Raw genomic sequence first — 19,720 nt, forward strand, 5'->3', positions numbered from 1 at the left:
ACCGACAGCCGCTTGGCGGCGGCGGGATTGGCGTCGATATCGATCTCCACGTGCGACACGTCAGGAAGATCGGCACAGACTTGGTCGACCACGCGGCGCACTGACGCGCATGGGCCACACCACACGGCGCTGAAGTGCACCACCGTCGGGCCCGTTTGTGCCAAGCCCAGGTCGGACGTGTCCGGCGGGGAATCGGGGCTGACTTCGCGCAGCACCCCGGAGCGCCGATTGAACATCGCGCCCGCCACGCTGGCGACACCCAGCGCCGCGACCAGCGCCGTCCCCGCGATGACGAGAGTGCTCACGTGGTCCTCAGATGGAGAAGTCTTCGCCGTGCCATACGCCGGCTTCCGGCGGCCTGATGACACGCTCGGACTGTTGTTGTCCGTCGTTGGCTGCCTCCAGCTTGGCTACCCGGGTGAGGAGCGACTGGAGACTGACGCCCACGAGGTCGGGCATCATCGAGTCGTCCGGGCTGCTTCGCCCGTGGCGGCTGATGACCTGTCCGGGTACCCCGGTGACCACGGCGCTCGACGGAACCTCTTTGACGACGACGGCGTTGGCGCCGATCCGGCTGTCGTCGCCGATCTTGATCGCGCCGAGCACCTTGGCGCCGGCGCCGATGATCACCCTGTCGCCGATGGTCGGGTGGCGCTTGCCGGTGTCCCGTCCGCTGCCGCCGAGGGTGACGCCGTGGTAGATGGTCACGTCCTCGCCCACCTCGGCAGTCTCGCCGATCACCACGCCGGTCGCGTGGTCGATGAACAACCCGGAGCCGAGGACCGCGCCCGGGTGGATCTCGACTCCGGTGAGTATGCGGACGACCTCTGCAAACGTCCGCGCGGCGAGCCTGGCGCCGCGATTCCACAGCCAGTGGTTGATCCGGTGCCCCCAGATCGCGTGCACGCCCGGATAGGCGAAGATCACCTGCAGCGTGGTCGGCCGGGCCGGGTCGCGCTCCCTGGCGGCCCGGATGTCACGTCGAATGTCCGCGAACATGGCTAATCCGCCAGGTCGGCGAAGAGCGGGGTGCTCAGATACCGCTCGCCGAAGCTCGGCAGCACCACCACGACCAGCTTGCCGGCGTTCTCCGGACGGCGGGCGACCTGCAGCGCCGCGACCACGGCCGCGCCCGATGAGATGCCGACCAGCAGTCCCTCCTCCCGGGCCAACCGACGTGCCATGTCCAGCGATTCTTCGTTGCCGACCTTGATGACCTCGTCCACCAGGTCCATCTCGAGTACCGGTGGGACGAATCCGGCACCGATGCCCTGAATCGGGTGCGGCCCCTTCTGGCCACCGGAGAGGACCGGTGACGCGGCGGGCTCCACGGCCACGAATTTCGCCGACGCCTTGCGCTCCTTGATGACCTGAGCGACGCCGGTGAGCGTGCCCCCGGTGCCCACCCCGGCAACGAAGAAGTCGATCTTGCCGTCGGTGTCTCGCCAGACCTCCTCAGCGGTGGTCTTGCGGTGGATCGCGGGGTTCGCGGGGTTCTCGAACTGTTGCGGGATGAAATACCGTTGGTCGTTCTTGGCCAGCTCTTCGGCTTTGGCGATGGCTCCGGCCATGCCTTCGGCGCCGGGCGTCAGCACGATCTCTGCGCCGAAGGCCCGCAACAACATTCGGCGTTCGGTGCTCATCGTGTCCGGCATCGTCAGCACGCACCGGTAGCCGCGCGCCGCGCACACCATCGCGAGGGCGATGCCGGTGTTTCCGCTCGTCGGCTCCAGGATGATCGTTTCGGGCTTGATCAGCCCCGCCTGCTCGGCCGCATCCAGCATGGCGACACCGATGCGGTCCTTGACGCTGTTCGCGGGGTTGAAGAATTCCAGCTTGGCGACGACGTCGGCGACCGCCCCTTCGGTGACCCGGTTCAGCCGGACCAGCGGCGTGTTCCCGATCAGTTGTGTGACGTTATCTGCGATGCTCATCTGTCTTCCTCAGGCGATGTCGGTACATGACTCGTCGGTCTGCCAGCTGATGTCGAATTCGATGGCCACGGCCGTGGGGACGGTCAAAGCAATGGGTGTGAATCGATGTGCCGCTCCCTCCAGCGCGACGCCGGTCAGCACCCGTCCGGGGAGGCTTTCCGGTGCTGTCGCGGTGACCGTCGTTGTGGACGTACCCGGTGCGGGCCGGAGGTAAAAGTCCGCGCCCGCCTGCACAATGCCGACGATCGTCTCACCGTCGGAATCGACGAGCGTGTGTCCGTCGCCGACGTTGAGCGTCAACGGGATTGGCACTTGAAACGGTCCTATGAGCTCCGAATTGGCGGTTGCTTCGGTATCGACTAGTTGTGGTTCCACCGTATCGCGCGAGGCTTTGCGCGCCCCAGTGATCAGATAATTGTAGAGGTGCACAATTCGATCGGCATTGCGGTAGTGGCGGGAGCCGGTCAGCCAGAAGCGAACATGGTCGATTTTCGGATTGGCCGCGTCGGTCGTCGCGATCAACCGGTAATGGCGATAGCCACGCCCGCCGCTGCCGTGGCTGCTGGCCGACAGCGTGCTGCCCACCCCGAGCGTGCGTCGATGACGGCCCCTGCCCGCGCCCACCGTCAGCTGCGAGCGCGAAATGTCTTGCCAGGCAACGCCGTCGGTGGACTTCTGTAGTTTCAAGCCGACCGCAGCATCGGCGTCCACCCACACCGAGTAACCGCCGAGTTGGGGTTCGCCGTCGAATTCGAAGGTCAACACGCGTCCGGCCGCCCGGCGTACCTTGACGGGTGCGTTAAGGGGCCGAGTATCCAGGGTCAAACCGTTGGTGAAATGCCAAACCGCGGCCTGGGTGGCGGCGATCGCCTCGTGTTCGCTGATGTGGGCCCGTCCCGCGGGGTCGCCCGCGGCCCGAAGTTGTTCGCTCAATTCGGCCGTCGTGCGCATCGGGAAAGAGTTGCGCAGGATCCAGTCGACCTCGGCTTCGTAGTCGCGGCTGCGCAGGTGGGGCAGCGCCGACCAGCTGCCCAGACGGTAGCGGGATGGCCGATGAGGCGCGATGCCGAAGAAGTCCAAGGAATACGCGTGGAGGTTGGGATTGACCCTGATCAGGTCGGTGCGGGCAGAGCTACCATCGTCGAACACGACCGTGTCCACGGTATGGGAGTATGTGCCCCCGCGGTAGCGCGTCATCCGCGCGACTTCGGTTGCCGGCCTGACGAGGACCCGGTGGCGGGTCTCCACCGGCGCGGAGGCGCGGGTGGGTAGTGACATCACTGTCATGGATGGTTTTCTTCCTGAAAGTTTTTGCTGGCGAACGCGCGTCTGGGCCGGGGCGGTGGTAGCCCCATCGGTGGGCAGGGCGCGGGATTTCTACTGCGTCTTCAGAGCGTCAGGAAATCAACAACAGCGACAACAACAGCAGGCGGCGGTGCGCGAAGGAACGAAGCGCGGCTGAACGGCCTGTTGCATGGCCCCCACTATAGGCCCAGACGAATATCACTGTCAGATTGCGGTCGCTTTACGGCCCTTTAATTCAGCGCGGGAGTAATGCTTTGCGCCGCTCCGAGAGTCTCCTAGGCTCGGCGCGCGAACCCGGTCACGGCGGGTGATCATGGACCTGCCGCACCACGCTGCAGCACTCGATCGAGCATGGAAGGACCACGATGACGTCGGCTCAAAGCGAGTCTCAGGCACTCGGCGATCTTGCAGCTAGACAGCTTGCCAACGCGACCAAGACCGTCCCGCAGCTTTCCACCATTACGCCCCGCTGGTTGCTGCACCTGCTCAGCTGGGTCCCGGTGGAAGCGGGCCTTTACCGGGTCAATCGGGTGGTCAACCCCGAAGGGGTCGCCATCAAGACCGAAGCGGGCGCCGGCACCGAAGAACCGCTGCCCGAGACATATGTCGACTACGAGACCAGCCCGCGCGAATACACGCTGCGAAGCATCTCGACCCTGGTTGACATCCACACCCGAGTCTCCGACTTGTACTCGAGTCCGCACGACCAGATAGCGCAGCAGCTGCGGCTGACCATCGAGACGATCAAGGAGCGTCAGGAGTTCGAGTTGGTCAACAGCCCCGAATACGGGCTGCTGGCCCAGGCGACTCCGGAGCAGACCATCCAGACGCTGGCTGGCGCTCCGGCACCCGATGACCTGGACGCGCTGATCACCAAGGTGTGGAAGACGCCCAGCTTCTTCCTGACTCACCCGCTCGGAATCGCCGCATTCGGCCGCGAGGCCACCTATCGGGGTGTGCCGCCGCCCGTGGTCAGCCTGTTCGGCGCGCAGTTCATCACCTGGCGCGGCATCCCGCTGATCCCGTCGGACAAGGTGCCGGTGGAGGACGGCAAGACCAAGTTCATCCTGGTGCGCACCGGCGAGGAGCGGCAGGGTGTGGTCGGCCTGTTCCAGCCGGGCCTGGTTGGCGAGCAGGCGCCGGGTCTGTCGGTGCGGTTCACCGGCATCAACCAGTCGGCAATCGCGACGTACCTGGTGACGCTCTACACGTCACTGGCCGTTCTCACCGACGACGCGCTCGCCGTGCTCGACGACGTCGCCGTGGACCAGTTCCATGAGTACAAGTGAGTATCGAGCGGTAGACGCCGAAAGCGACCTGCCCATCAGCGCCGCGGAACTCGCCGCGCTGGCAAGCCAGCTGTATGCGGCCAGCATCCGGCCGGGTCCCGACAGCCCGCCGCAGGCGGCGCCGGTCGCCCCGCGGGGCAGCGTGCCGGACGCCACGGCCGCGACGTCGGCCGGTCAGGCGGCCATCGGGGCCGCCGACGTGTATTCGGCGCCGGTCCCGGCGCTCGGTGTCACCGACATCTACCTTCCGGCTCCGACGTCGCGCGAACCCGAAACCCCGCCGCAGGCGGCGCCGGTCGCCCCGCGGGGCGGCGTGCCGGACGCCACGGCCGCGACGTCAGCCGGTCAGGCGGCCGCCGGGGCCGCCGACGTGTATCCGGCGCCGATTCCGGCGCTGGGTGTCACCGACATCTACCTTCCGGCTCCGGCGACACCGGAACCGAACGCCCCGCCGCAGACGGTTCCCGCCGCGCCCCGTGGCGGCCTGCCGGACACGACCACCGTGCTCGGTGACTTCAGCGGTTTTGGCGTGCCGGGCCAGGGCGTCGTGCCGACCGTGCCCGGGGCGGTGGCCGGGGCGCCCACGGCGGTCCCCTCGGCTCCGGGTGGGGCGTTTCCGTATTCGGTGCCTTCCTGGGGGTCCGACGCGCCCCCGGTCCCCGACCTGGGCTGGTCGGACGGCGCCGCGCCAACGCCGGTGACGGCCGGAGGTGACGAGCACAATTACTCCTTCCTGAGCGTCGCCGATACGGTGCCACGGTTGCCCGATGAGCACGAGGTGTTCGACGTCAACGCGATCCGGGCCGACTTCCCGATCCTGAAGGAGGTCGTCAACGGAAAGCCGTTGATCTGGTTCGACAACGCGGCGACCACCCAGAAGCCACAGGTGGTGATCGACCGGCTGTCGCATTTCTACATCCACGAGAACTCCAACATCCACCGCGCCGCACACGAATTGGCGGCCCGGGCCACCGACGCGTACGAAGAGGCCCGCGACACCGTGGCCGATTTCATCGGCGCGCCAAGCTCTGAGAACGTCGTGTTTGTGCGCGGGACCACGGAGGCCATCAACCTGGTGGCGCACGCGTGGGGTGGAAAGCATCTGCAGCCCGGTGATGAGATCGTCATCACTCATCTCGAGCATCACGCGAACATCGTTCCCTGGCAACTCATTTCGCAGAAAACCGGAGCGGTCCTAAAGGTTGCGCCGATCGATGATGCCGGTAATCTATTGCTGAGCGAATTCGAGGAACTGCTCGGTCCTCGGACGAAGCTGGTGGCCGCCAGTCAGGTGTCCAACGCGCTGGGGACGGTGGTCCCGGTGGACGAGATCGTGGAATTGGGCCATCGCTATGGGGCTCGGGTGCTTATCGACGCCGCCCAATCGATTCAGCATCTGCCCGTTGATGTTTCCGAGCTCGGCGCCGATTTCCTGGTGTTTTCCGGACATAAGATCTACGGCCCCACCGGTATTGGCGCGCTCTACGGTACCGAGGAGGCGCTGACGGAGACGCCGCCGTGGCAGGGCGGCGGTCACATGATCGCCGACGTCACGATCGAACGCTCGCTATATCAGGGGCCGCCGACCAAGTTCGAGGCCGGCACCGGCAACATCGCCGACGCGGTCGGGCTGACCGAGGCGCTGCGCTATGTGCAGCGGTTGGGCATCGAACGCATCGCGGCCTACGAGCACTCGTTGCTCGAGTACGCGACGCCGCGCCTCGCCGACATTCCCGGTGTCCGTCTGGTGGGCACCGCGACCGAGAAGGCCAGCGTGCTGTCCTTCGTGCTGGCGGGACACGAGCCGCTCGAGGTGGGCAAGGCGCTCAACGCGGAGGGTATCGCGGTCCGCGCCGGGCATCATTGCGCACAACCCGCGCTCCGGCGCCTGGGACTGGAGGCCACCGTTCGCCCGTCGTTCGCGTTCTACAACACCTTCGAGGAGATCGACGTCTTCCTCCGGGCGGTGCGCAGGATCGCCGAGGGCGGCACCAACGTCGGCTGACGGCTCTCGCATGCGGCTAAGTGCCTGTGTACCAACCCAACACGCGCGATGTCAGCAACACGATGCCCAGCGAGACCGCGGCGACAACGGTGAGGCCGATGACCGCGACCACCAGCGGTCGCCATCCGGTGCGTGCGATCTGACGGATGTCGGTGTTGAGTCCCACGCCGGCGAAGGTCAGCAGGAACGCCCATTTCGACACGTTGGCGAGGTTGGCGGTCTGGCCCTTGGTCAGCCAGCCCGCGGTCGCGATCGCGGAGACCACCAGGAAGCCGAGCACGAACTTCGGGAACTTCTCCCAGACGAACGCGGCCTTGGCCTTTGCGCCGGGTGCGACCTCGTCGGCCTGGCCCCGAGCGGCCCAGTAGAGGGCGAAGCCCAGGACCACGAATCCGATCAGCGCGTTACGGGTCGACTTCACCAGTACCGCGATCTTGCCGGCATGGTCGGAGTACAGGTAACCGGTGGCCGTGGTCTCGGCGGTGTTGTCCACCGAAAGGCCTGCCCACAGGCCGAATTCGTGATCGTTGAGCCCGATCGCGTGGCCCAGCGGCGGCAGCACGAACAGCGACACCGCGCCCAAGGCCAGGATGGCCGCGATCGCGTAGCTGACATCGGAGTTGCGGGCCCGGATCGCACCCTTGGCCGCCACGATGGCCGAGACCCCGCAGATGGACGTTCCGATCGCCAGCAGTGAGCCGAGCTTGCCCGACAGCCCGAACGCGCGCGCCGCGCCGATGATGATCGTTCCGGCGATCGTCATGTCCACCAGAATCTGCACCAGGCTGGCGCCACCGAGCTTGGCGATATCGCCGAGTACGAAGCGCGAACCCAGCGCGACAATTCCGACCTTGAGCCAGAATTCGTAGGTGAGCACGCCGGGCCGGAAGATGGGGTGCAGGCCGATGGTGTTGGTGATCAGCAGCCCGATCACGATGGCCCACAACACGTATTCGATGTCGGGCACGGTCCAGTGGTGATGTTTGGCCAGCGCGTTCCACCACACCTGGGCATACTTACCCAGCACCCCGACCCCGATAAGGAGCAGGATGCCCGGCACGTAGTCGAGCGGGCGGTTGCTGGTGAAAGTGGCCTCGGCCGACGTCTCGTGGGGCTCGGCGCGAAGGGTGCTCATCCGGGTCACCATGGGATCTTCGGAAGCGCGTTGGCCACAGCCAGCGCGACGATCACGCCGGCCACCGCGGTCGCCCACCAGTCCACCGATACCGATCGAACCCGTCTGGGCCAGCCGGTCCGTTGCCCGGTCTTTTCCTCGCGTCCGTCATTCGGACCGCTTTCACCCACAATGACCGCTCCTCGTTCGCCTTTGGCGGCCTAGATGCCGCACGGCCGCTGACGGAATGGTGGCGTGTCGGGTGGCCCGGACCAAGTGATTAGCTCGCCCTGAATTTTGGGCGCGCCGCCGGCAGTGATCTCGGGCCGCGGTCAGGTTGGCAGGCCGAGCTTCTCGGCGTCTGCACGGTAGCGGTCCACCCACTCATCGGAGCGCTGGTCGGCCTGGCGTTCCAATACCGGTTCGGGGGCCAGCCGCGGGTCGAGGCCGAGCGCCTCCAGAATGGAGGCCACGACCTGAGTCAGGTTGCGCCACAACACCGGGTATGGGATCTCCATCGGGTTGACGCCTTCGTCGGCGAACCAATTCCGCCAGCCCTCGTTTTGGGCGCGCAGCATGGTGACGACGTGCGCGATCGCGCCGGCGTGATAGGTGGCGCGGGCATCGCGAGCCGGGTCCGGCCTGCCTCGCCACACCCGCGTCTGCACCGCTCGCCAGAACGACACCGCCTGCGAAATCACATCGGGCCGATGCACGTAGATGAAGAGCGGCTCTTCGCCCACCACGTCGGTGATGGCGGCCAGGAGACCGTCGCCGCTGCGATTCGGGAGATTCTTCGCACGGTTCAGCAAGAGTGGCGTCTGGTTCCACATCAGCTTGCCGCCCCAAATGCCGTTCGGCGTCCTCCCGACCGTGCGGATGTAGTCGCGCCAGATCTCGGGCGGCGCGAGGTCCGGTGTCCCGGCGTCAAGTGGGTCAAGCAGGCTCAGGATCGATTCGTCCTCCACGCCGGCGAACCACTCGCGCGGCTGGGGCGCCTGGCTGGTGGCGGGCAGGTATTGAAAGAACTCTTGCGGCTCGCCGGCGACGCCGGTCGCGCGCAGCGACTCGACCAGCAGCGTGCTGCCGCTCCGCTGGGACGCCAACACCAGGTAGGAGGACGGGGTATCGGTCACCCGAGTAAGCGTATCCGGGCGCAAATACTGTTGCTATCGGTGCTTTTAGCCTCATCCTGAACGCAACCCTTGTTTTGAACACCGATAATCCGAACCGTGTCGCTTGGCGGCGATAGCCGAACGGGACGGTGGCCGTGGACGCTCAACTGGGTTGTTGGCAACGGAAGACTCGTCAAGCGACGAGTGGCCATTTAGCGTCTGCGCTGCCGAGGCGTTCCGCGAAATTTGTGACATTCACCGCATGCTGGCCCGCCCGGCTTCGCGCCCCGCCGGCCGGGCACCCGGCGGTCTGACATCTGTCGCCAAGCGAACCGGCGTCATTCTGGGGTTTTAGCTGTTCTCGTGTGCCGCGTATGCAGACGGCACGGGTCCTCTGCCGAGTCTTACTCGCCCTGGCCAATTTTGCTTCGTGTTGATTCCAACCCTGACGCGGTATTGGGTTTGCCCGTAAATTCCTCGCGTGATCTAGGCGCGCAAACGGACATCGCGGTCGGCGTGTAACAACAACCGGTGCTTTCGCGCTGGCTAATTGCCGGCGCATTAATTGCATTACGAGAATGGAACACGGGATTGGGCCACATGGACGGCGGTCGGGCGGAGCGAGCCTTGTGAACGGCTCCACCATCGCGAAGCCCATGAATGCGTTGGGCGAGTTCTTCCTACTCAGCGCCCAGGCGTTGGTCGCCGCGGTGCGGGGGCCGTGGGCGTGGCGGGAATTGCTGGAGCAGATCTGGTTCGTCGCGCGGGTGTCGATCTTTCCGACGATCATGCTGTCGATCCCGTACACGGTCCTCATCGTCTTCGTCCTGAACATCCTGCTGGTCGAGATCGGGGCCGGTGATCTGTCCGGCGCAGGCGCGGGCCTGGCGTCGGTGACGCAGGTCGGGCCCGTCGTCACGGCGATGGTTGTTTCCGGCGCCGGGTCTACCGCGATGTGCGCTGACCTGGGCGCGCGCACCATCCGCGAGGAAATCGACGCGATGAAAGTGATCGGCGTCGATCCGATTCAGGCACTGGTGGTTCCGCGCATCATCGCCGCCACGTTCGTCGCGGTCCTGCTCTACTCGGTGGTCGCGGTCACCGGGTTGACGGGGAGCTACGTTTTCGTGGTCTTCGTTCAGCACGTCACCCCCGGCGCTTTCGTCGCGGGAATGACCCTTGTCACGGGGCTTCCCCAGGTAGTGACTTCGCTGATCAAGGCCACGCTGTTCGGGTTGTCGGCGGGCCTGATCGCCTGCTACAAGGGCCTCTCGGTGGGCGGCGGTCCCACCGGTGTTGGCAACGCCGTCAACGAGACCGTCGTCTTTTCCTTCATGGCGCTGTTCTTCATCAACATCGTGCTCACCGCGCTCGGCGTGAAGGTCACCGCGAAATGACCGACGCAGCGCGGGAACCGTCGTGGATCATCAGCCTTGGCCCCAGGGCCACCGATTACGCCCGCAAGCTCGGTGAACAGACGGCGTTTTACGGCCAATCCCTGGCCAACATCGCCGACGCGGTACGCCGCTATCCGGGCGAGCTGCTTCGGCTGATCGCCGAGATGGGCATGGGCACAGGAGCTTTGGCAGTGATCGGCGGCACCGTAGGCATCATCGGCTTCCTCACCCTGACCACCGGCGCCCTGGTCGCGGTCCAGGGCTACGACACGTTGTCCAACGTCGGAGTCGAGGCGCTGACCGGTTTTCTGTCGGCCTTTCTGAATGTTCGGATGATCGCGCCGTGCACCGCCGGCCTGGCGCTGGCGGCCACGATCGGTGCCGGCGCGACGGCGCAACTGGGCGCCATGCGGATCAACGAGGAGATCGACGCGCTGGAGGTGATGGGCATCCGCGCCATCACGTATCTGTCGTCGACGCGGATCATCGCCGGGATCCTGGTCGTCATTCCGCTCTACGCCGTCGCGGTGCTGATGTCGTTCATCGCGGCCAAGTTCCTGACGATTTACAGCTACGGCCAATCGCGCGGGGTGTACGAGCACTACTTCTCCACGTTCCTGCGCCCCACCGACTTGTTCTGGTCTTTTCTGGCGGCCCTGACCATGGCGACGGGCGTGATGGTCGTGCACACGTACTACGGTTTCACCGCGACAGGTGGTCCCGCCGGGGTGGGGGAGGCCGTCGGGCGTTCGGTGCGGTCATCGATGATCGTCACGGCGTTTGTCTGCCTGGCGATTTCGTTGTCCGTCTACGGGCAGTCCGGCAACTTCAACCTGTCGGGATGACTGCATGAGCAATCACAGGGAGAGCGGCCCCGGGCAACGGAATCGTGTCCGCCGCAGCAGACTCGATCCGATCTGGTGGGCTCCGACTCTGTTCATCCTCATCGGGGCAATCATCGCGGTGACCGCGGGGGCGTTCTCCGGCAAATTTCAGGAAACGATCCCGCTGACGCTGGTGTCGGACCGGGCCGGACTCGTGATGGAGCAGGGAGCCAAGGTCAAGCTGCGCGGCGTGCAGGTCGGCCAGGTGGGCTCGATCGGCACCGACGTGAAAGCCGCTCAGCTGCAACTCAAGATGCAGCCCGGCCCGTTCAAGTATCTGCCGAGCAACCTCGAGGCGGAGATCAAGTCGACCACGGCCTTCGGATCGAAGTATGTCGACCTGATCGTGCCCGAAAACCCCAGCGCGACCCCGCTCAAGCCCGGCGCGGTGCTGCACTCGCGCAACGTGACGGTCGAAGTCAACACCGTTTTCGAAAACCTCCAGTCGGTGGTCCATGCGATCGACCCGGCGAAGTTGAACGCGATCTTGTCGGCCTTCTCGGAAGCGTTGCGCGGCAAGGGCGAGCGGCTCGGCCAGGCCATCACCGGGGCGAATGACGTGCTGCTGACCGTCAACCCCCGCATGGACACCATCGACAAGGACTGGCGGCTGTTCGGCAAGACGACGGCGATCTATTCCGATGCCGCCCAGAACATTTTGTCGATTCTCGATTCGGCGGCGACGACCAGCAACACCCTGACCGAAAACCAGCGGTCGCTGGACACGCTGTTGTTGTCGGCGGTTGGCCTGAGCCAGAGGGGCATCAACGTCATCGGCAGGAACGAATCCAACATCGTCCGATCGATCAACCTGCTCGATCCGACCACGGCGCTGCTGAACAAATACTCGCCGACCTTCACCTGCTTGTTCCAGGGCGCGCAGTGGTACGTCGACCACGGGGGCCGAGACGCGTTGGGCGGCAACGGCTATTCCGTTATTTTGGACGCCGGGCTGCTGTTCGGTGACGATCCGTACCGGTACCCCAAGCACCTACCGAAAACCAATGCCACCGGCGGCCCGGGGGGCAAGCCCAGCTGTGGGTCGCTGCCCGACCCGAGTGCCAACTTCCCGGTACGTGCGCTGGTCACCGACACCGGGTGGGGTGCCGCCCCGAACGAAATCCGCACCAACATGGCCACCGGTAACCCGTGGTGGGCGAACTGGTTCCCGACCACGAAGAACCCGCCCGAAGCGCCGCGCTACTTCTACCGTGGGGGACAACCGCCGCCGTGAAAAGACGAAGGATGTCCGCCATCATCGTGCGCATCGTGGCCTTTACCGCGGTGTGCGCGGTGTTCACGTTCACGCTCGTCGCCGTCTTCGGCCAGTTTCGTTTCGAAGACCGCACCGGCTACCACGCGGTCTTCACGAACATCTCCGGCCTGAAGTCCGGCAACTTCGTCCGCATCGCGGGGGTGGAGGTCGGCAAGGTCGGGGACCTGCACCTGCAGCGCGACGGCACCGTCACCATCGGCTTCTCGGTGGACAAAGGCGTGCGCCTCACCGAGGGGACCAAAGTCGCTGTGCGCTATGAGAACTTGATCGGCGATCGCTACCTCGCGCTCGAGGAGGGGCCCGGCTCGCACCGGCTGCCGCCGGGCGCGACGATCCCGTTGGCACGGACGTCGCCGGCGCTGGACATCGATGCGCTGATCGGCGGGTTCCGGCCGTTGTTCCGGGCGTTGGACCCCGATCAGGTCAACGCCTTGTCCGGTCAATTGCTCCGCATCTTTCAGGGGCAGGGCGGAACCGTCGCTTCGGTGCTGGCCCAGACCTCGATGCTCACTTCGACGTTGGCCGGGCGCAGCGAGCTGATCACCGAGCTGATCACGAACCTGAACACCGTGCTGCACACCTTTGCCGTCCGCGACCGCGAGTTCTCCGACGGCCTGGACAAGCTGTCCCAGTTCGTCAACGGCTTGGCGCAGCGCAAGGATGAGATCTCCACCGGGCTGGCCTACGTCAATGCGGCGGCCGGGTCGGTCGCCAACCTGCTTGTCCAGGCCCGCCAGCCCATCAAGGACGTCGTGCACGAGACGGATCGCATGTCCGCGCAGGTGCTCTCCGACCGCGACTACGTCGACAACCTCCTGAAGCAACTTCCCGACATCTATCAGGTTCTGGCCCGGCAAGGCCTCAACGGCGACTACTTCGGCTTCTACTTTTGCGAGGTCCTGATGAAAGTCAACGGGAAGGGGGGCAACCCGATCTTCATCAAGCTGTTCGGCCAGCCGAGCGGGCGGTGCACGCCCCAATGACCAAGTCCAAGAACAAAGCCGGCGGGCGAAGCCAGTGGAAGATCGGCGCGATGGGTGTCTTCATCTTGGTGTGCGTGACGATCGCGGCCTTCAACTACGACAAGCTGCCATTTGTCAAGAACACCAACGACTACGCGGCATACTTCTCGGAGGCCGGCGGCATCCGGGCGGGTAACTCGGTGCGGGTTTCCGGCATGGGCGTCGGAAGGGTCACCGGCATCAAATTAGAAGGCACAAAGGTCCGGGTGAGCTTCACCGTCCGTGACTTCATCACGTTGGGCGACCGCACGGAAGCCGCGATCAAGACCGAAACCATATTGGGCGCCAAGATGCTCGAGCTCACGTCACGTGGAGAAGGGAAGCTCTCGGGCACCATCCCGCTCGAACGGACCCACTCGCCCTACGACCTTCCCGATGCGCTCGGGGATTTGACGACCGAAATCAGCGGGCTGGACACCGCACAGTTATCCTCTGCGTTGACCACTTTGGCGGACACCTTCAGGCAAACGCCTTCGGAGGTCAGGCCGGCGCTGGAAGGCGTGGCCCGGTTCTCCGAGACACTGAACAACCGCGACGCCCAATTGCGCAGCCTACTGGGGAACGCGAACAAGGTCTCGACGGTGCTGGGCCGACGCAGCCAACAGATCGCGGCTCTGGTGGCGGACTCGAATGCGCTGCTGGCCGCGCTGTTGGACGAACGCGACTCCATCGACGCGCTGATGAACAATCTCACCGCGGTGTCACACCAGGTTTCGGGCCTCGTCGACGACAACAGGACTCAGCTGAAGCCCGCCCTCGACAAGCTCAACGGCGTGCTCGAGGTCCTCGACAATCGCAAACAGGACATTCAGGCGAGCCTGCCCAAGTTCAAACGCTACGCGATGTCGTTCGGCGAATGCCTCGGCTCTGGACCGTTTTTCAAGGCCTACGTGGCGAACCTGATCCCCGGCCAGATCAGCGGGCCGACGATCGACGCCCGCATGTACAACCGGTTCCTGGACCCCGAGCAGAAGCTGCCGTCGGAGTCGGTGGATCCGCCGACCGGGACGCCGCCCGTGCCGCCGGAGCAAGCGCCGCACCCGATCTGGTCTCAGCCACCCTCGCCGGGTCCGGCGCCGGGCCCGCCGCCTGAGCCCGAGCAGCCGCCCGCGAACGGCCAACTGGGGGGACAGTGAAGATAAGCCGCCGCACTCTGCAACGACTGACCGCCGTCAGCCTGGTCGGTACCCTCGCCGTGGCTTCGTTCCTGGTCGGCTCGAAGCTGTGGAAGGAGGTCGAAAGGAACACCTACACGGCGTATTTCACGGAAGCCAACGGCTTGTTCGTCGGCGACGACGTGCGCATCCTCGGGGTCACGGTCGGGGTGATCGATAAGATCGAACCGCAACCCAGTAGCTCCAAGGTGACCTTCTCCGTCGACAAGCAATACGCCATCCCCGCCGACGCCCGCGCGGCGATCCTGTCCCCGTCGCTGGTGACTCCACGGGCCGTCCAACTCGTCCCCGCCTACTCGGGCGGCCCCAGACTGAGTCCCGGCGCGTCGATCCCGCTCGGCCGCACCGCCGTCCCGGTCGAATGGGATGACTTTCGCACGCAGCTGGAAAAACTGACCGACGCGTTGCAGCCCACCTCCCCGGACGGGGTGAATTCCCTCGGTGAGTTCATCAACTCCACCGCCGACAACGTGCGCGGCCAGGGCGACACCGCCCGCGACACCGTGATCAAGCTGTCCGCCGCGATCTCCGCACTCGGCGATCACGCCGACGACATCTTCAGCACCGTGCGCAACCTGCAGTTGCTGGTCTCGGCGCTGTCGTCCAGCAGTGACCTGCTGGCCTCGTTCAACCAAAACCTGGCCACCGTCACGACGCTGCTGACGAACACACCCAACGAAATCGCCAATGCGGTCAAGGGACTCGACGGCGCGCTGACCGATTTGCGCGACTTTCTGGCAGAAAACCGGGAAGCCATGGGCGTTACGTTCGACCGGCTGGCTTCCGTCACCACCGCCTTAAACGACAGCCGCATGGACATCAAGCAGATCCTGCACATCGCCCCGACGGTGTTCCAGAACTTCCTGAACATCTACCAGCCGGCGCAGAGCGCGATGACCGGCATCATCGCGCTGAACAACTTCGCCGACATCCCGCAGTGGATCTGCAGCTCGATCGAGGCGGCGTCCCGGGCCCGGCTCGACCGGGTCTCCAAACTGTGCTTGCAGTACATCAACCCGATCATCAAAAACCGTCTGTACAACTACATTCCGGCGGGGCTCAACCCGTTCGTCGGCACCCAGGCCCGCCCGAGTGAGATCACCTACAGCGAGGACTGGCTCCGGCCCGGGTATACGCCTCCCGCACCACCGCCCGATACACCCCCGCCGCCGCCCGATGCGCCGACACCCGCGGCCGCCGTGCCGCCACCCGCCGAAGCGCCGCCGCCGCCGCCCGCGCCGAGCGGCACGGTCAACTCGACGCAGGTGTTGCGGGACCTGATGCTCCCGGCGGGGGTCTCATGAAGCGGGCACTGATGGCGGTGCTGTGCCTCGTCTGTGCCACAACGCTTTCCAGCTGTGGTGGTTGGAAGGGGCTGAACTCGTTAACCCTTCCCGGGACTTCCGGAAACGGGCCCGGTGCGTACACGATTCAGGCCCAAATGCCCGATGTCGTCACCATTCAGGAAAACACCCGCGTTCGGGTCGACGACGTCAACGTCGGCAATGTGACCAAGATCGAGCTGCAGGACTGGCACGCGCTTGTCACCATGCGCATCAATGGCGACGTCCACCTGCCCGCCAACGCGACGGCCAAGCTGGGACAGACCAGCCTGCTCGGCTCGATGCATATCGAGCTCGCGGCGCCCAAGGACGAGCCGCCGGTCGGGCAACTGAAAGACGGTTCACTCATCCCGCTCTCGCGCGCGAGCATGTACCCAACCACCGAACAAACCCTGGCTTCGGTCTCAATCCTGCTCAACGGCGGCGGAATCGGTCAGCTGCAGGAGATCACGCGGGCGATCGCCAAGGCATTCGCCGGACGCGAGAACGACATGCGCAGCCTGCTGCACCAACTGGACGAGTTCATCGCACGGACCAACGACCAGACCGACGACATCATCGCCGCAGCCGAGAATCTCAACTCGCTGGTCGGCCAGTTCGCGGACAAGGACGCGGTGGTCGACAAGGCTTTGACGACCGTGCCGAAAGCGCTGAAGGTGCTGGCCGACGAGCGCACCAAGATCGCCGACGCGATCGACCAGCTCGGCCAGTTCAGTGCCATCGCGGCCGACACCGTGCGCCAGAGCAAAGACTCTCTGGTCAACAACCTGCGCAATATCGCGCCGGTGCTGCGGTCGCTCGCCGACGCGGGACCGTCGCTGACCAAAGGGCTGGATGGCTTGGTGGCCTACCCGTGGCCGGCGTCGACGGCGAGGAATTGGTTCCGCGGTGACTACGCCAACCTCACCCTGATCGTCGATCTCACGTTGAGCCGCCTCGACACCGGGTTCTTCACCGGTTCACGGTGGGAGGGCAACCTCACCCAGCTCGAGCTGCTGTGGGGACGGACGATCGGGATGCAGCCCAGCCCCGCTACCGCGGGCAACCCCCTGACCTATCCATATCACTTCGGGGGGTACTGAATGCTGCGTCTGAATCGTCGAACCTGGATTCAGCTGGCGATCCTGTCGTTGGTGACGGTCTTGTCTTGTGGCGCAATGGCTTTCAATTACATGAAGCTGCCCGAGACGCTTTTCGGGATCGGGGAGTACGTCGTCACCGTCGACCTACCCGAGTCGGGCGGGCTCTACCAGACGTCCGTGGTCACCTACCGTGGCACTGACGTCGGTCAGGTCAAGTCGGTCGATGTGACCGCGACCGGGGTTCGCGCGGTGCTCGCGATCAGGTCCGGCGTCAAGGTGCCCGCCGACGTCCAGGCGTCGGTGCACAGCCGCTCGGCCGTCGGCGAGCAATACATCGAGCTCACCCCCCAGCCCGGCAAGGACGGCGATCACGGTCGGGCGCTGCGAGCAGGTGATGTCATTCCCGCAGGCCGAGTCGACGTTCCCGTCGACATCGGACACCTGCTCGACGTGACCAACCGTGCGCTGCAGGCGATTCCGCGCGACAACCTGCGCACCGTGGTTGACGAGACGGATCGCGCGGTCGGTGGTCTCGGGCCCGAGCTGTCCAGGATCGTCGACGGGTCGGCGGCCCTGGCCATTGCCGGGGGGCAGACCGTCGGGCCGCTTGCCGCGTTGATCGACCAGACGCCTCCGGTTCTCGACTCTCAGATCCAAACGTCGGATTCGATTGCCCGGTGGGCGAGTCGAACCGCGGCGATCACCGCCCAGTTCAAGGCGCAGGACGCCGCCTTTCGGGACCTGTTGACGCAGGGGACCAACGGGGTGGAGGAAAGTCGCGCGCTGCTCGATCGGCTGTCGCCTGCGCTGCCGGTGCTGTTTGCGAACCTGGTCAGCCTGGGCGACATCGCCGTTGTCTACCGGCATGACATCGAACAACTGTTGGTGCTGTTCCCCCAGGGCATCGCGGCGATGGCCGCAATCGTCGTGCCCAGCTCGAACACCAAACAGGAGTACCGGGGTGCGCAGCTGGACTTCAACCTCAACATCAATCTGCCACCCCCCTGCACGACGGGATATCTGCCGCCGACTCAGCGCCGGTCGCCGGCCAACGTGGACGCGCCCGACCGGCCCGCCGCGGATCTGTTCTGCCGCGTGCCGCAGGATTCGGAGTTCAACGTTCGCGGGGTGCGCAACATCCCGTGTGAGAGCAAGCCGTGGAAACGGGCGCCCACGGTCGAATTGTGCGAAAGCGACGAAGAATACGTGCCGCTCAACGACGGCTACAACTGGAAGGGCGACCCGAACGCCACCTACACCGGGCAGGGCGTACCGATGTACCCGCCGGGACAAGACCCGCGGCTTCCACCGCCGCGGGGCACCGCGCAGCCGGCGCCTGCGCCGCCGCCGCTCGCCGTCGCCACGTACGACCCGGCCAACGGCGACTACATAGGCCCGGACGGGCGCCGCTACACCGAATTCGACCTGGCCCATCCGCGTGCCAAGAACTGGCAGTCACTTCTAGTGCCGCCGGCCTAAGTAAGGAGCAAGATGGCAAGACAGACCGATGAGCGGGTGACCGCCGCGGACGACAGTGAGCTGGCCGTCACCGCGGCAGCCGTCGACGAAGCAGGCGGCGAAAACGTCGACGATCAGGCTGACGAGATCGCCGGGGAGACAATCGAGTCGAGGGGCCGGCTGACCCGCTTACGGCACCGGATTATCCCGCGGCTATCGCACACCGGGCAGGCGTTGTTGGCCGGTGCCCTCGTCGTGGCTGTGCTGGCGGGATTGACCGGTTGGCTTGGCTTCCGGGCCTACCAGAAGCACGAGGCACAAGCACAGCGCGATCTGTTCGTGCAGGTGGCGCGTCAGGGCGCGGTGAACCTCACCACCATCAACTACACGGAGGTCGATGCCGACGTGCAGCGCATCATCGATCTGGCCACCGGAGCCTTCCGTGAGGACTTCGAGCAGCGATCCAAGCCGTTCATCGAGGTCGTCAAGGCGGCGCAATCGAAATCGGAAGGCACCGTGACCGATGCCGGCCTGGAGTCGCAGCGCGGCGACGCCGCGCAGGTGCTGGTGGCGGTCGCGGTGAAGTCGCGGACCGCCGCCGGTGAGGAGGCGCCACGAGAGTGGCGCATGCGGATCGAGGTCCGGACGGTCGGTGACGATGCCAAAGTGTCGAACGTGGTGTTCGTGCCATGACGACGTTGAGTGAAACCCCCACGCACGATGAGGAACTGGTCGACGCCGACGACGCGAAGACGCCGGAGGAATCAGATGCAGTCGACATCGAGGAGGGCTCCGACGGCGAGACCGGCACCACGCGGGCAAGGGCGCCGATCGCATGGTCCCGCGTTGTCGCGTACGCGGTGCTACCCGCCTTGGCGTTGCTGCTGGCGCTCGGCGCGGGCTACCTCAAGTGGGTGGTGGCCTCGTCCGATGACCTCGCGCGAGTGCGAGCGGAATCGGTGCGGGCCGCGAGCGAAGACGCCGTCGCCCTGCTTTCGTATAAGGCCGATTCGGTGGAGAAGGATCTGGCCGCCGCCCGCGAGCGGCTGACCGGCGATTTCAAGGACGCCTACACGGAACTGACCCGCCAGGTGGTCATTCCGGGCGCCAAGGAAAAGCACATCACCGCGGTCGCCAAAGTCAGCGCCGCGGCGCCCGTTTCGGTGACGGCGAACCACGCCGTGGTCCTGCTGTATGTCAACCAGACCGTCACCATCGGGGAGGGCGCTCCCACCGACACGCAGCCGGTCATCCGCGTGGCATTGGAGAAGGTCAACGGCCGATGGTTGGTTTCGCACTTCGACCCGGTGTGAGGGGAACG

19 protein-coding genes are annotated in these 19,720 nt (G+C 65.6%); 12 read left to right on the plus strand and 7 right to left on the minus strand.

The genetic code is table 11. The features are described 5' to 3' along the window. The 4 genes from A9X05_RS16075 to A9X05_RS16090 form a co-directional block, all read right to left on the minus strand. Window positions 1–305: thioredoxin family protein (locus tag A9X05_RS16075; RefSeq protein ID WP_067782628.1), on the minus strand; the 305-nt coding region annotated here is incomplete at its 3' end. A 7-nt stretch (window positions 306–312) separates the two neighbouring features. After that, window positions 313–999, minus strand: coding sequence for a serine O-acetyltransferase (gene cysE, locus A9X05_RS16080; protein WP_067748446.1), 687 nt, complete (start codon window positions 997–999; stop codon window positions 313–315). Between the two features lie 2 nt (window positions 1,000–1,001). Continuing rightward, window positions 1,002–1,934: a cysteine synthase A gene (gene cysK / locus A9X05_RS16085; RefSeq protein ID WP_067782598.1), complete on the minus strand. Its 933-nt coding sequence runs from the start codon at window positions 1,932–1,934 to the stop codon at window positions 1,002–1,004. A 9-nt stretch (window positions 1,935–1,943) separates the two neighbouring features. Next, window positions 1,944–3,221, minus strand: coding sequence for a thioester domain-containing protein (locus tag A9X05_RS16090; RefSeq protein ID WP_067782601.1), 1,278 nt, complete (start codon window positions 3,219–3,221; stop codon window positions 1,944–1,946). 383 nt (window positions 3,222–3,604) lie between these two features. On the opposite strand from A9X05_RS16090, the gene A9X05_RS16095 reads away from it, so the two are divergent. Together A9X05_RS16095 and A9X05_RS16100 are read left to right on the plus strand one after the other, a co-directional pair. Beyond that, window positions 3,605–4,528 (plus strand): family 2A encapsulin nanocompartment shell protein, encoded by a 924-nt coding sequence (locus tag A9X05_RS16095; RefSeq protein WP_067748452.1) that lies wholly within the window; start codon window positions 3,605–3,607, stop codon window positions 4,526–4,528. Further along, the gene (locus A9X05_RS16100) at window positions 4,515–6,533 is read left to right on the plus strand and encodes a family 2A encapsulin nanocompartment cargo protein cysteine desulfurase (RefSeq protein WP_067782604.1); all 2,019 of its coding nucleotides are present in this window, start codon (window positions 4,515–4,517) and stop codon (window positions 6,531–6,533) included. Before A9X05_RS16095 ends, A9X05_RS16100 begins: the two co-directional genes overlap by 14 nt. Window positions 6,534–6,549: 16 nt before the next feature. Here A9X05_RS16100 and A9X05_RS16105 read toward each other — a convergent pair whose 3' ends face one another. The 3 genes from A9X05_RS16105 to A9X05_RS16110 form a co-directional block, all read right to left on the minus strand. Continuing rightward, window positions 6,550–7,680, minus strand: coding sequence for a YeiH family protein (locus A9X05_RS16105; protein WP_067782607.1), 1,131 nt, complete (start codon window positions 7,678–7,680; stop codon window positions 6,550–6,552). Beyond that, entirely contained in the window at window positions 7,674–7,838 is a 165-nt protein-coding gene (locus A9X05_RS31695) for a hypothetical protein (protein WP_197499085.1), read from the minus strand. Before A9X05_RS31695 ends, A9X05_RS16105 begins: the two co-directional genes overlap by 7 nt. A 141-nt stretch (window positions 7,839–7,979) precedes the next feature. Further along, the gene (locus A9X05_RS16110; RefSeq protein WP_067748458.1) at window positions 7,980–8,783 is read right to left on the minus strand and encodes a Stf0 family sulfotransferase; all 804 of its coding nucleotides are present in this window, start codon (window positions 8,781–8,783) and stop codon (window positions 7,980–7,982) included. Window positions 8,784–9,391: 608 nt separating this feature from the next. Here A9X05_RS16110 and A9X05_RS16115 point away from each other — a divergent pair. The 10 genes from A9X05_RS16115 to A9X05_RS16160 are packed head-to-tail and all read left to right on the plus strand — an operon-like array spanning window position 9,392 to window position 19,712. Next, window positions 9,392–10,159, plus strand: a complete 768-nt coding sequence (locus A9X05_RS16115) for an ABC transporter permease (RefSeq protein ID WP_067748460.1) — start codon at window positions 9,392–9,394, stop codon at window positions 10,157–10,159. After that, window positions 10,156–11,004, plus strand: coding sequence for an ABC transporter permease (locus A9X05_RS16120; RefSeq protein ID WP_067748462.1), 849 nt, complete (start codon window positions 10,156–10,158; stop codon window positions 11,002–11,004). The genes A9X05_RS16115 and A9X05_RS16120 overlap by 4 nt, the downstream gene beginning before the upstream one ends. A 4-nt stretch (window positions 11,005–11,008) precedes the next feature. Then, window positions 11,009–12,277, plus strand: a complete 1,269-nt coding sequence (locus tag A9X05_RS16125; protein WP_067782610.1) for an MCE family protein — start codon at window positions 11,009–11,011, stop codon at window positions 12,275–12,277. Between the two features lie 11 nt (window positions 12,278–12,288). Continuing rightward, on the plus strand, window positions 12,289–13,302 hold the full coding sequence (locus A9X05_RS16130; protein WP_067748466.1) for an MCE family protein: 1,014 nt from the start codon (window positions 12,289–12,291) through the stop codon (window positions 13,300–13,302). Continuing rightward, window positions 13,299–14,477, plus strand: coding sequence for an MCE family protein (locus tag A9X05_RS16135; RefSeq protein WP_067782613.1), 1,179 nt, complete (start codon window positions 13,299–13,301; stop codon window positions 14,475–14,477). The genes A9X05_RS16130 and A9X05_RS16135 overlap by 4 nt, the downstream gene beginning before the upstream one ends. Then, the gene (locus tag A9X05_RS16140; protein WP_067782616.1) at window positions 14,474–15,820 is read left to right on the plus strand and encodes an MCE family protein; all 1,347 of its coding nucleotides are present in this window, start codon (window positions 14,474–14,476) and stop codon (window positions 15,818–15,820) included. Before A9X05_RS16135 ends, A9X05_RS16140 begins: the two co-directional genes overlap by 4 nt. After that, window positions 15,817–16,941, plus strand: coding sequence for a virulence factor Mce family protein (locus tag A9X05_RS16145; RefSeq protein WP_067782619.1), 1,125 nt, complete (start codon window positions 15,817–15,819; stop codon window positions 16,939–16,941). The genes A9X05_RS16140 and A9X05_RS16145 overlap by 4 nt, the downstream gene beginning before the upstream one ends. Next, window positions 16,942–18,420 carry an MCE family protein gene (locus A9X05_RS16150; protein ID WP_067748474.1) on the plus strand — a complete coding sequence of 493 codons (1,479 nt, stop codon included), beginning with the start codon at window positions 16,942–16,944 and terminating at the stop codon, window positions 18,418–18,420. It abuts the gene before it with no gap. 12 nt (window positions 18,421–18,432) lie between these two features. After that, window positions 18,433–19,092 (plus strand): Mce protein, encoded by a 660-nt coding sequence (locus tag A9X05_RS16155; protein WP_231978412.1) that lies wholly within the window; start codon window positions 18,433–18,435, stop codon window positions 19,090–19,092. Beyond that, window positions 19,089–19,712: a hypothetical protein gene (locus tag A9X05_RS16160; protein WP_231978413.1), complete on the plus strand. Its 624-nt coding sequence runs from the start codon at window positions 19,089–19,091 to the stop codon at window positions 19,710–19,712. Before A9X05_RS16155 ends, A9X05_RS16160 begins: the two co-directional genes overlap by 4 nt. Window positions 19,713–19,720: the final 8 nt, after the last annotated feature.

The organism is Mycobacterium sp. E3298, assembly GCF_001666895.1.
GTDB lineage: Bacteria > Actinomycetota > Actinomycetes > Mycobacteriales > Mycobacteriaceae > Mycobacterium.

Coding starts and splice junctions, on each gene's coding strand:
- cysE (WP_067748446.1), bottom strand. CDS start 999: ATGTTCGCGGACATTCGACGTGACATCCGGGCCGCCAGGGAGCGCGAC.
- cysK (WP_067782598.1), bottom strand. CDS start 1,934: ATGAGCATCGCAGATAACGTCACACAACTGATCGGGAACACGCCGCTG.
- A9X05_RS16090 (WP_067782601.1), bottom strand. CDS start 3,221: ATGACAGTGATGTCACTACCCACCCGCGCCTCCGCGCCGGTGGAGACC.
- A9X05_RS16095 (WP_067748452.1), top strand. CDS start 3,605: ATGACGTCGGCTCAAAGCGAGTCTCAGGCACTCGGCGATCTTGCAGCT.
- A9X05_RS16100 (WP_067782604.1), top strand. CDS start 4,515: ATGAGTACAAGTGAGTATCGAGCGGTAGACGCCGAAAGCGACCTGCCC.
- A9X05_RS16105 (WP_067782607.1), bottom strand. CDS start 7,680: ATGGTGACCCGGATGAGCACCCTTCGCGCCGAGCCCCACGAGACGTCG.
- A9X05_RS16120 (WP_067748462.1), top strand. CDS start 10,156: ATGACCGACGCAGCGCGGGAACCGTCGTGGATCATCAGCCTTGGCCCC.
- A9X05_RS16125 (WP_067782610.1), top strand. CDS start 11,009: ATGAGCAATCACAGGGAGAGCGGCCCCGGGCAACGGAATCGTGTCCGC.
- A9X05_RS16130 (WP_067748466.1), top strand. CDS start 12,289: ATGTCCGCCATCATCGTGCGCATCGTGGCCTTTACCGCGGTGTGCGCG.
- A9X05_RS16135 (WP_067782613.1), top strand. CDS start 13,299: ATGACCAAGTCCAAGAACAAAGCCGGCGGGCGAAGCCAGTGGAAGATC.
- A9X05_RS16145 (WP_067782619.1), top strand. CDS start 15,817: ATGAAGCGGGCACTGATGGCGGTGCTGTGCCTCGTCTGTGCCACAACG.
- A9X05_RS16150 (WP_067748474.1), top strand. CDS start 16,942: ATGCTGCGTCTGAATCGTCGAACCTGGATTCAGCTGGCGATCCTGTCG.
- A9X05_RS16155 (WP_231978412.1), top strand. CDS start 18,433: ATGGCAAGACAGACCGATGAGCGGGTGACCGCCGCGGACGACAGTGAG.
- A9X05_RS16160 (WP_231978413.1), top strand. CDS start 19,089: ATGACGACGTTGAGTGAAACCCCCACGCACGATGAGGAACTGGTCGAC.